The organism is Pseudoalteromonas sp. MMG012, from assembly GCF_018100875.1.
In the GTDB taxonomy this organism is placed as follows: Bacteria; Pseudomonadota; Gammaproteobacteria; order Enterobacterales; family Alteromonadaceae; genus Pseudoalteromonas; species Pseudoalteromonas aurantia.
Map to the genome: position 1 here is coordinate 1 of NZ_JAGJEF010000106.1, position 11522 is coordinate 11522.

The window sequence follows — 11522 nt, forward strand, 5'->3', positions numbered from 1 at the left end:
CAAGTTTACTATGAACTTGTTATTAATACGAAGGGAAAAGAAATATACATTAAGCTTTCAAAAAATTGGCAAATTATCAAAGCCACCGAAACACAACAAAAAAAATTGCAGTTACGGGGTAAGGACGCAATCGAAGTGAGTGATTTTTTATCCATACAGGTAGAAAAGACCACGACTATAAAGTCTAGTGTTTCACCACCGTTCAAAGGATGGGCGCTGTATTATTGTTATATCTCGGAGCGTGAACATCAAATGGCTCATCGGGCGATAGCACGAGGTAAGACCTGCCCCTGATTACCCTCTTTTAATTGCATTCTTTTATGGTCAATTACAGACAAAAACTGCTTGAACTATCCTCGCTTGACTTTGTTAACCAAACGTTTGACTATCGTTAATTGTTTGAAATTTGGTCATGTATTTACTTTGCAATAAGGATAATTAAACAGGTGATTTATGAAAAAGTCTCTATTAGTGTTGTCATTGGCGTTTGGACTGTCTGCGTGTAACATTGATGACAGGTTACAATTTGCGTCAGAAACGAAAAAGAGTGAACAGGTTCATTTGAGCGCCGAAAATACGGGGTTGCTCATTATTGATGCTCAGCAAGGATATGTCATGGATAGTGACGACTTTTGGGTCAAGGTCTTCTATCCGCAATATGAAATACCCGCACAAAATGTCGATCCTCAATTGCATTCTAGCATTGATCGTATTGCACAATTGGCGCAAAAAGCCAATGAATTAAATATGCCAACAACCATTACTTATGAAGCGTTCGAAACCGATTTGGGTTTAGATTATACGCCTTACATAACGCGTATTGAGCAAGCACTTGATGAAAATACCCAAAGCTACTTTAAGCAAACATTTAATTCAACATTAGAAGCTGACATACATGCAGCAATGAAGGCGTGGTCTGATGCTGGGGTCTCTCGAGTGATTGTCGCGGGGGCAGAAACCGATGTATGTGTTATGCAAACCGTTTTAGGGCTCAAGAAAATGGGCTTTGATGTATATTTGGCGAGTGACGCGACGTTTTCTACTGAAATTTATGAGCGACCCACTTTCAAACGTTTACAGCAAGCAGGCGTTAAGTTGGCAAAGGCCAGTGAAATTATTGAATCGATGGCAGCCAAAGACAAATTGATTTTTAGCCCGCGCTATGCCGTTGGCACGCGAGATGAGCTTTATCAAGGCGACCGTCACAAAATGGCGATGATCAATTTTAATATGGATGACACAAGCTTGGCTAAGGCTGAACATGATAATAAAGCGGCAACAGCGCCTAGGTTTACATTTTTAGGGTTAGAACAAGAGTTTTTATTTAGCTATATGCCGAGTTTTCATGTGAATAAAAAAGGAAAGGCTTACACATCTAAATATCGCAAAAATGCCCATGTTGTGAGCTATAAAACAATTGATCCTGTGATTGCAGATATAAAAGCCGCTGGCAAGACGCAAGCAGTTATCTCAGGCGTGGTTTCTCAGTTAGGTTTGTATGATGCGGTTTATAAGTTAATTGAAGCAGATATTACCCCTGTCATTCTAGAAGACGCATTATTAGGTTCTGATGTAGACCCAATTCATTATTTAGATTATATCTATCAATTGGGGGCGGTGCCAAGCGCGCAAAAGTCGCATGGTTATGAGATGTATGTCGAAATACAGTTAGGAGATTTTACTGAAGAGGAAATAGCGGCTTACTATCAAATGATAGCGCTAAATGAAGTCGTGATCCCAGAAGTATACCCGCGTTTACGTTAGATTTTTAACGTTTGATTCAGGGTTGGCAAGTCTTACTATACAATAAAATTGCACCTCAAATTAAAGGGATCAGAGTGGTTGATCCCTTCTTAAATCATGATGCTGTTGATCTCAGTAAGTTGAAGTACTAGCTAGCATAGGTGCTTTATAAGTACCTCGCGACGATGGAAGAAAGTCAGCAGGTTGTATGGTTATCAGCAACTTTGACCCCATTAGCAGGTACGACACTACGCGGATTGATTTTTTAAACAAACGGGCTTACTGTTTGTTTTATAAGCTAAAGCTGTTTAATGCACTGTGATAGGTTGATCATTCACCACTAAAGATTGACCGTTTTCCTTGGCGCGAATAAAACTAGAGATTAAAACGTCATTTGATAAGGTGTTTATATCGTCGACCTTTTCAACCATGCAAAACGTAATGGACTCCCACCCTAAACCTTTAATAAAAGTTTTAAGCTGTTTGATGTTACCTTGATAATTTTCATCGGTTGTTAATAGGCCGATAGAATGTTTATTACCGAGTGTGTACTTGTCGTTTTTTGTGGTCGAACATTGCGCGTATCCGCTTAACACATACACTGTATTTTCGCTGTTATTCATGGTGGTTTGCATACTTAAGTGAATTTTAAATCACTAAGCATTTTTCAAACCAAATTAATAAGCATCTTTATGTGATGTGCCTAGGTATTGAAAGTAGAGCATAAAAAATGATTAGCTACCGATACTTGGCGTGAATACCTCATAGGGTGTCAACTTTTTGTATGGAATAACGTGTTGTACTCGAGCTACTAACCAACAAGGGGGTGTAAATGAGCCTCATGTCAAAATAGCAAGCTACGACTAAAGCAAAAAAGTCAGAGTTGTCTAAACCAAAAGGGCTCAGAGTTGTTGATCGCTTTCTAAATAATTTGCGGACAGTTAACTATCAAAACACTCAATCACGGATGACGAGATGGTGAGGTTACCTCGATTGAACTTTCCGAATATCTCAAAACGTGAATATCCTTTAATATAGTCGCAAGTGCGGCAATAACGCCAAGTGACTTTTGTTGAAAACAGTGACTACTTGAGGGACTCGTAAGTAGATGTGTTCCGTCATTATTTCGTGAAGGTGCCGAGGTCTGCAGGGTAGGGGGGAAAGCTTGATGAGTCATGGATTTAGTCTGATAGATGGATTGACCTTATTGATAGAAGCTTGCACCAACACCTCAATATATAAAAACTTTCATAAAATACCAATTTGAACCTCTTTTTGTTAATAAATAGTTGCTAGTAGGTTTCTCTGCTGATAATTTGCGCTTATAGAATAAGGAGAAGGTACAAGTGTGTGATTAACAGTACAAGAAGGAAAAAGACAAATAATTTTAAGCTGTACGTTCAACGCTCCATAAGACAAATGAGACAGGAAAGAAAGTGGACTCAAGAGGAGTTAGGGAGAAAACTAGGAGTCGATCAAGCAAGTATCAGTAATTATGAATCCGGTAAAACAGAGATGACATGTACGCAACTTTTTGAACTATTTTTAATTTTTGGAAAGGACTTGTCAGTACAATTTGACTTCAAACCTACTTCTGACGTAACTAAAAATGAGAAACCAAACGGAGGAGAAAATGGTCATGAATGAGTTATACACGATTTTTGAATACGCACCTATCAGCATAATCCTAATAGGTTTACTCCTTAGCTGGGATGTACCGACAGCTCGTTGGTTTTTATTTAGTTACGCTGTTGTTGAAATTATCGATTTGGTGATATTACCCATTTCGATTCAATGGAATACGCATTATTACGCTTTTGATATTTTAATGGCGCTTGTTTTTATTCTACCTATTGTTTACCGTAGGCATGTGGCTTTGTTTTTATATTCAAAAACTGGTCTGGAATATTTTCGTATAGTCTATGAGCGTCAAAAGTTGTCGGCACAAGAATGCGGAATAATTCTTATAATGGCATTAACATGTATTGTGAACTTCGCCACATGGGTTGAAGTACTATCATACAAATACGACTTAGTCGTCAATGCCCCATTTAAGTTGTATTTTAGGGATAATATCATTTTGTTACTGCATGTAATTATGTGCGGTACCATACTCACTTATGCTCTAAAAGCACAAGAACGCGAACAGGAATTTTTACAAAATGAGACAATTGAATAGTGACGAGCTTTCAAGGGTGGTTGGTATGGGGATATCTTCACCAGAGCTACCGAAAAAACAAAATTCAGTACCGCCGGTTGATAAACATGTATTGAGTAAAGATAAAAAATTATTACAAAGCGCCGTTTAAGGCGCTTTTTTAATATGTATATTTTCATAATTGGGATCGAAAGTGGGGAAGTCGTTTAATTGGTGTTGTAGTAAGGTTTGCACAATGCAAGACCTGACCCTGTGATCTCTATTTAATTGGTGTTGTAGTAAGGTTTGCACAATGCAAGACCTGACCCTGTGATCTCTATATGATCCTCATGACCTCCAACAGTTACCTGCGTCTTCCTGACGAAGGTCAGGATCCATAAACAACTCGTGTCATGGCTTTCTGGCTCTCAGCAGTTACCTGCAAATTAATTAAGCATAATTTTATGTTTAATGAGGAGGGGCTTGTCGATACACAATCTCGCTTGCGAGCTCGTCAATTGCTTATGTTAAGGCGTGATCGAAAGTGGGGAAGTCGTTTAATTGGTGTTGTAGTAAGGGTTGCACAATGCAAGACCTGACCCTGTGACCTCATATGACCTTGTGCTCTCCAATCAAGGAAATAACAAATAAATTGTATACTTTATGCAGTCAATTATAGTGGGCAGAATAAAGAATATGAAGTGGAGATAAAAATGTTTAAAAAAGTGGGGTTATTGATAACTAGCCTATCGTTAACTGCTTGTTCAATAACGGCAAAGAATCAAGCTGTAATGGTAACTCAGGCAGATTATAAAAGGGCCGAAAAATTTTTACCTAAAAATGTAGCAACTAAAGTGCGTAATTTAGCTGTTGGACCACAGTGGATCAATCAAACAAGTGATTTCTGGTACAGCGAAGAAGATAAATCAGGAAATAAAACTTACGTTAAAGTACAGCCAGCTTCTGCTTTGGTTGCCCCCTTATTTGATCATGAAAAACTCAAAGCCAGTATTAACCATGATCCAAACCAACCTTTTTCAATAGAGATAAAAGCGTTAGATTTAAGCAATGGTCGTTTAAAGCTAATCAATCAGAACCACGAATATCAATGCGACTTAAAAACGAGTCAGTGTAATAAGCTCGCTGCACAAGTAAGCCCTACGCAACCTGAATACAGTTCACCAAACGGTTTATATTCTTTAAAGGTAAAACAATGGAACTTGTATTTAACTGAACATGAAACAAATAAAGTAACCCAGTTAACTTTTGATGGCAGCGAAGGTTACCCTTATGCTGTGCACAATATGAACCCAAAACAGTACATCAATAAAGATGCTAGCAATGTAAAGCAGCAACTTAGTGTATTTTGGGCGCCAGACAGCCGCACTGTTATCACACATAGATTAGATCGCAGACAAGTTGGCAAGCTACATTTAGTGCAATCTAGCCATGAGCAAGGATTAAGACCCAAACTCTATAGCTATTATTATCCATTGGCGGGTGATAAACATGTCCCATTAGGTGATATTTACTCAATTGATATTGCGACTAAAAAAGCCACTTTAGTTGATACGCCTAAACTACAGCAAACCTATTATGGTGGACCGATTTGGGGATGGTGGGAAGATAACAATCGCTTTTATTTCATGGATCAAGCGAGAGCGAAAAAACGCATTAGTCTACATGAATATAACCCTGACAATCAGCAAGTAAGATTAATCGTTGAAGAAAAATCCGCACAATTTATAGACCCTTGGGCACAACATGTACAGATATTAGCAAATTCAAACGAGGTGATCTGGAGTAGTCAACGCTCAGGTAAGCAACAGTATTACTTGTATGACCTTAGCAATGGTCGACTAAAAAATAAAATCACGCAATGTGATTGTTATGTTCGTATTAATAGAGGTGTAGATGAAGAGTCGCGCACTTTATATTTTGAAGCCTCAGGTGAATTTAAAGATAGAGATCCGTATTTACGACATTTATACAAAGTACAGTTAAATGGGTCTGAACAAACGTTATTAACACCTGAGCCACTAGAGCACAGTACGCGACTTTCTCCAGACTTTAATTATTTTGTTGATATTGCTTCTGACCATAAAACAGTTCCTAACAATACGGTACGCAGTACCATAGATGGCAAAGTCGTCGCTTCCATAGGCTCGCCTGATATCAGTGAATTGCTCACGTCAGGCTGGCGTGCACCCCAAGCCTTTAAAATACTCGCTGATGATCAACAAACTCAACTCTATGGCTTAATGTATAAACCAAGTAATTTTGATGCCAATAAACGTTACCCTATCATTGATGCAACGTATACCGGCCCTCATGGTTTCTTTACGCCTAAATCGTTTTGGACATATTATCAGCATGCACAATCTTTAGCGGAATTAGGTTTTATTGTCATAAAAATGGATGGCAGAGGTACCAGTAAGCGAGATCGTAACTTTCACTTAGCTGCTTATCAAAATCTAGCCGCTGGCGTAGATGATCATGTTTACGCAATCAAAGCACTCGCTAAGCAACATGCATATTTAGATGTAAATAGAGTCGGGATATTTGGTTTTTCGGCCGGTGGTTATGATACAGCTCAGGCCATGTTTAGACACGCTGACTTTTTTAAAGTGGGGGTTGCCGCTTCAGGAAATCATGACTTTAGAGTGGATAAAACAGGCTGGAATGAAACATGGTTAGGTTACCCTGTTGCTGAACACTGGGATCAACAAACAAACCTAAACCCGCAAAGTGTTGCCAAATTAAAAGGTAAGTTACTCCTTGCACATGGCGAATTAGATGAAAATGTTAACCCTGCTGCAACGATGCAATTAGTGAATCAGTTGATCAAAGCAAACAAAGACTTTGATTTGATGATTTATCCAAATCAAGATCACTTTTTAAACAATAGTGATTATTTTATTAGAAAGCGCTGGGATTATTTTGTAGAGCATTTACTAGGCACACAACCAGTAAAGGAATATCAATTTTCAAATAAAGAAAAACACAATGAATAATCTTATTAAAAACTTAATTTAAATTAATCGAAGTGCAAAATAAGCGAGACATCCTCAGTCTCGCTTATTTTAAATATACTTTTTGATGCCACCATGCTTAACAAAAATACAGACAGAAAAGTAAATAGGAACGAGTTTTTACAAACATATAATTACTGGTGTTAGCTTTTAAACTCACCCCACGGTCCCGTTATCGCTAATGTTTTTGTTGGCGCATACATGTTCAAAAACAACACTCTGCCATCCGGTGAAAAACAAGCCCCTGCTGGCTCTGTTTGAATATTCAGTTTAGCAAATGGGTAGACCTCGCCTTTGCTCGTGACACCACGTAAATGGTTTTGTGTCACATCCGTATATTGATCTTCACACACTAACAAGTGACCTTGCGGTGTCACAGTTAAGTTATCACCAAAGTTATATAGCGATTCATCTTCACTTTCGAGAAAAAGCTGGATTAATCCGGGATGTTTTGGCTCATTTATTGTGCCTTCATAGGCAGAGGGTTGATAGCGCATAATTTGCCCTAGCTGCTTTTTACCGCCATTCGTACAGCAAAAGTATAATTCATTGTCGGCAAAGTGAATGCCTTCACCGCGTGCAAAAAGCGCTGCCCCCTGAGCAAAACCTCGCTTTCTGAGGTCATCTTCCGGACTTTGCGGATTATCTAAATTAATCCACTGCACTTCATGCCAATTTGCAAGTAACATGTTATTGGCTTGCCAATTCCGAGTATCAAAACCCTGCAATTGCTTAAATACGAGTGCTTGCAGTTGCCCACCGAGGTGAAGTTTACCTTTAACATTGGGAATGTATCGGTAAAACAAACTATCACCTCGGTCTTCCGTTAAGTACACAATCCCTGTTCGAGAGTCAACCGCTGCCGCTTCATGGTTAAACCGCCCCATCTCTACAATCGGTTGAGCATCTATTAACTTAGTCGCATCCGCAGGCACTTCAAACACATACCCGTGATCTGATTTAATTTCACTATCAGCCGTTTTAACAGACTCTTCACAGGTTAACCAGCTCCCCCACGGAGTTGTACCACCCGCACAATTTCGGATTGTACCCACAAGGCTATAGAACTCGTGTTCCACTTTACCTGTTCGCAAGTTATACACTATGTTCGTGGTCCCACCAGGCAACGCAACCCCATTTACGTTTGAATCATACGCAAGCGCCGTTTTATGATTTTGAATCGAGGAGGTCGCCGACGCCAAATGTTTTGGACTTAACTCATGATTGCGCACCAGCACAACACGTTCCTGATCAAGTGCAATACACCCCATGCCATCGGCATTATTCGGCACACTAAAACCATCATCCATTATGGAATCTAGCTCAGAAATAACGGTATAACTAAACTCTTCAGGTAAATCTAGCAAACGCTCTTTATCTTTAACTAAAGGCCTATAGCCATTGCTCTTCGCCATACCCATAGCTCTTCGCCATACCCATAGCGTTTGAGTTGCCAACAGGCGTTGATGCACACCCTAATAAGCTACTCCCTAAGCCCATAAATGCCAATGTCACGGTATTTTTTGTAAATTGTCTGCGAGAAATCACTGATACTGCCCCTAAATTTTTAAATAAGCTTAATCGAGCAAAATGATACTTTTATCAAAGCTATGTTAAACCTAATGATATTTTCATTGAAAATAAATGATATAATATAACATAACAAAAATACCAAAAAGGAAGATGAATACTAAAAATTAGGCATATATTATTTGACCCCTTTGATTACATATAACGTAACCCATATTCAAAAACAACCTATACAAACTTCAATAACTTGTAACAATATCGTATAAAAAATGAAACCCCATGGGTGACAAAAAGCAAATTGTATACAATATTTAATGTTGCTTGGTGCTATTCAGCCTACAAGCAAACTGGAAATTCTCTCTGCATTTAATGTTGAACATTAAAACGACTGAAAAATGTTAGATAGCATTGCCGAGACTCATCATCACATAAGGAAGATAATAATGAACATAGTCAATCTAACCCGATGTAGTATTCTAATAATACCGTTGCTGATAACCACGACTTCAGCGCTTGCTGGCACGTTTGTGAGTAACAATGGACATAATAAAGTAATTGAAACTTTAGTGGCAGATTCTGAGCTTATTTTTAGAGGAACATCCACTGAAATAACTGAAGGTCTGTCTGTAGAAGGCATCCCCTACACTTTTGTCACCTATGATATTGAAGAAGTGATTAGCGGGCAATATTTTGAAAGTACCATCACTTTAAAGTTTGTTGGTGGTACCTTTGCAAATGGTAATACTTTATCTGCCTCAAACTCCCCTCAAATTAAACTCGGTGAACAGTCTATATTATTAGTGCAGAAAAGCACTGATACAGGCTGTGATTTTGTGCAGTGTGAACTAGGGCGTTTTTTACTTGAACAAGGGAACGTTATAGCGGCTAATGGTCAAGCGGTGATCGTAGATGAGCATGGCAGTGTTGATTATATGTCAGCGGATGGGCTAAAAAATCGAGATAATAGGCAAGCTAACACTACGTCGAATATTGGTAATTTCATTACAAAACTGAGAAATATAGATAAGCAGGTGCTATCTCAAAGAGGGGATTCATTTAAACGTAATACTGTAAAAAACGTTGATAAAAACATCACTTTTAAAGCATATATAGGCTTAACACAAGCAAGTAAAGCACCTGTGGAGCTAGTTGCTCCAAGTGAAGCATTAGTAAAGAAAAACATATCTCATGGTAGTCGGCATGACAAATGGGAAGAAGCGCAAGTGAAACGAAATAAGGGTAATCCAGTACTGACTGTTAGCTCACCTTACACTCAACAATAACCATGCGTTTATAGCCATCAAACAACTATGAGAAATACACATGAAAGGTAATAAATTTAAAACCAAACTCACGACTGCATTTGTCGTTACTCTAGTAAGTAGCAGTGCTTCGGCACATAAGTTTTTAATAGATCCTGCATGTAACGTGAATAAAAAATGGCGGAATCAAACTAGTATGACTTTTAACGCTAATCCAACGGGATTTGCAGGCGCTTTTGCAAAATGGAAAACGTCATTTCAACAAGCAATGAATCGAGTGAATGATACGCCTGCCAACTTTACTATTTATGTACGAACTGACGACGACAACAGTGTTGGAACCAATAATGGCGAAAGTGAAATTTGGTGGAGTACAGGGACTTCCGCTGTGGCATATACCATAACAAATAGCTGTGGTAACACGGTTGAAACTGACATTGTTTTTCACAACAACATTCCTAACGGTGGTTACAATGACAAGATGGATGAAAAAACATCTTATCGCGGCTATGGTCTAGAGCGTCGATTATTCGAAACCACCGCGATACATGAAATAGGTCATACACTCGGACTTGCTCATGAAAATCGCTATTATAATATTATGGGAACAGATTACACGCATGTGCATACGAGCGGAGAAAATTCGTTAAGATCATATGTAGGTGAAGACGCCGCGAATGGCTTAATCACGCTGTATGGTAGCTCGACTCGACAAGATGTGTCGGTATCGGCTTGGCGGCGAACTGGGTCATCAGGGGAATACAGTTCACATGGCCGTAATCGATTACTCGACAGCAATGGCACTGAATTAAGTTCAACTAAAGTGGAGTCTAGCTGTACCAGAGATTACTGTGAAATGCGCCATAACGTTGACCTTGGCCAGCAAGTTCAAATGGAGCTGACTTTAGAAAACAGCGGTAGCCATGCTCAAAATGTTCAGCTTGGCTACTATATTTCTACTAATGCAACCATTACAAATACCGATACGTTAATTACAACCGACACAGTGTCTGTTTCGCGCAGGGTCCCAGACGAGGTTAAAAAGAGCATCATCATTCCAAACAATTTACAACCAAATACCAATTACTACCTTGGGGTGATCATTGACAATGCCAATCAAGTCTCAGAGTGGGATGAACAAAATAACACCAGTTATATTCATATCCGCACTGGTTCAGGGTCATCTAATTCAGCACCTACGGCAGAAGCGAACGGCCCTTATAGCGCAGTAACTAATGCAGCAATTAACTTCAGTAGTGCAGACTCTTTTGACTCAGATGGCAATATCGCGTCTTACAGTTGGGATTTTGGTGACGGCAGTGCACCTAGCTTAAGTGCCAATCCAAGCTATAGCTACACAACAGCTGGTACCTATACCGCAACATTAACTGTGACTGATAACCAAGGTGCAATTGCGTCAGATGCAGCAACCGTTACAATAACAGGAAGCCCGACAGGGGGGAGAATTGACAATGCATGCGCAACGGCGGGGCCAACAACCGGGTCTAGTTTAACCAATGGTAATACGATTTGTTTACCTAATGGCAGTCGTGATGCGGATATTCAATACTATTACATCTATGTGCCAGCTGGTATTTCAACATTAACAATCGAAACCGATCACGGCACAGGTGATGGTGATGTTTATTATAAAGCCTCAACTTGGGCTACGGCCAGTAACTACGACCAACGTGGCTTTAGCGATAATAATACCGAGTTGATGAGCGTGAATAATCCTGCTCAGGGCTATCGATTTATTAGTGTTGTCGGGCAACGCACTGGTATGGCAATGAAGGTAACTTTGGAATAGCTATTACT

General features: G+C 39.3%; 11 protein-coding genes. 8 read left to right on the forward strand and 3 right to left on the reverse strand.

What is annotated here, in order from left to right; genetic code table 11:
- Window positions 1-294 (forward strand): hypothetical protein (locus J8L97_RS21205; RefSeq protein ID WP_211052623.1); only part of this gene is annotated, 294 nt, incomplete at its 5' end.
- Window positions 295-453: 159 nt separating this feature from the next.
- Window positions 454-1764: an isochorismatase family protein gene (locus J8L97_RS21210; RefSeq protein WP_211052624.1), complete on the forward strand. Its 1311-nt coding sequence runs from the start codon at window positions 454-456 to the stop codon at window positions 1762-1764.
- 287 nt (window positions 1765-2051) lie between these two features.
- Here J8L97_RS21210 and J8L97_RS21215 read toward each other — a convergent pair whose 3' ends face one another.
- Entirely contained in the window at window positions 2052-2366 is a 315-nt protein-coding gene (locus J8L97_RS21215) for a hypothetical protein (protein ID WP_211052625.1), read from the reverse strand.
- Between the two features lie 727 nt (window positions 2367-3093).
- Between J8L97_RS21215 and J8L97_RS21220 the strand changes: the two genes are divergently transcribed.
- The 4 genes from J8L97_RS21220 to J8L97_RS21235 all read left to right on the forward strand — a co-directional run bounded on the left by J8L97_RS21220 (window position 3094) and on the right by J8L97_RS21235 (window position 6894).
- Window positions 3094-3390 carry a helix-turn-helix transcriptional regulator gene (locus J8L97_RS21220; protein WP_211052626.1) on the forward strand — a complete coding sequence of 99 codons (297 nt, stop codon included), beginning with the start codon at window positions 3094-3096 and terminating at the stop codon, window positions 3388-3390.
- Complete coding sequence (locus J8L97_RS21225; protein WP_211052627.1) at window positions 3383-3922, forward strand: hypothetical protein; 540 nt, start codon at window positions 3383-3385, stop codon at window positions 3920-3922. Before J8L97_RS21220 ends, J8L97_RS21225 begins: the two co-directional genes overlap by 8 nt.
- Window positions 3906-4052: a hypothetical protein gene (locus tag J8L97_RS21230; protein ID WP_211052628.1), complete on the forward strand. Its 147-nt coding sequence runs from the start codon at window positions 3906-3908 to the stop codon at window positions 4050-4052. Before J8L97_RS21225 ends, J8L97_RS21230 begins: the two co-directional genes overlap by 17 nt.
- A 541-nt stretch (window positions 4053-4593) precedes the next feature.
- A complete protein-coding gene (locus tag J8L97_RS21235; RefSeq protein ID WP_211052629.1) occupies window positions 4594-6894 on the forward strand; it encodes a DPP IV N-terminal domain-containing protein in 2301 nt (766 codons plus the stop codon).
- A gap of 161 nt (window positions 6895-7055) precedes the next feature.
- Here J8L97_RS21235 and J8L97_RS21240 read toward each other — a convergent pair whose 3' ends face one another.
- On the reverse strand, window positions 7056-8327 hold the full coding sequence (locus J8L97_RS21240; protein ID WP_247688765.1) for an alkaline phosphatase PhoX: 1272 nt from the start codon (window positions 8325-8327) through the stop codon (window positions 7056-7058).
- Window positions 8305-8460 (reverse strand): hypothetical protein, encoded by a 156-nt coding sequence (locus J8L97_RS21245; RefSeq protein ID WP_211052631.1) that lies wholly within the window; start codon window positions 8458-8460, stop codon window positions 8305-8307. Before J8L97_RS21245 ends, J8L97_RS21240 begins: the two co-directional genes overlap by 23 nt.
- Before the next feature lie 425 nt (window positions 8461-8885).
- Between J8L97_RS21245 and J8L97_RS21250 the strand changes: the two genes are divergently transcribed.
- A complete protein-coding gene (locus J8L97_RS21250; protein WP_211052632.1) occupies window positions 8886-9725 on the forward strand; it encodes a hypothetical protein in 840 nt (279 codons plus the stop codon).
- Between the two features lie 40 nt (window positions 9726-9765).
- Window positions 9766-11514, forward strand: coding sequence for a PKD domain-containing protein (locus J8L97_RS23845; protein ID WP_211052633.1), 1749 nt, complete (start codon window positions 9766-9768; stop codon window positions 11512-11514).
- The last annotated feature ends 8 nt before the right edge of the window (window positions 11515-11522 follow it).

Coding starts and splice junctions, on each gene's coding strand:
- J8L97_RS21210 (WP_211052624.1), top strand. CDS start 454: ATGAAAAAGTCTCTATTAGTGTTGTCATTGGCGTTTGGACTGTCTGCG.
- J8L97_RS21215 (WP_211052625.1), bottom strand. CDS start 2,366: ATGAATAACAGCGAAAATACAGTGTATGTGTTAAGCGGATACGCGCAA.
- J8L97_RS21225 (WP_211052627.1), top strand. CDS start 3,383: ATGAATGAGTTATACACGATTTTTGAATACGCACCTATCAGCATAATC.
- J8L97_RS21230 (WP_211052628.1), top strand. CDS start 3,906: ATGAGACAATTGAATAGTGACGAGCTTTCAAGGGTGGTTGGTATGGGG.
- J8L97_RS21235 (WP_211052629.1), top strand. CDS start 4,594: ATGTTTAAAAAAGTGGGGTTATTGATAACTAGCCTATCGTTAACTGCT.
- J8L97_RS21240 (WP_247688765.1), bottom strand. CDS start 8,327: ATGGCGAAGAGCAATGGCTATAGGCCTTTAGTTAAAGATAAAGAGCGT.
- J8L97_RS21250 (WP_211052632.1), top strand. CDS start 8,886: ATGAACATAGTCAATCTAACCCGATGTAGTATTCTAATAATACCGTTG.
- J8L97_RS23845 (WP_211052633.1), top strand. CDS start 9,766: ATGAAAGGTAATAAATTTAAAACCAAACTCACGACTGCATTTGTCGTT.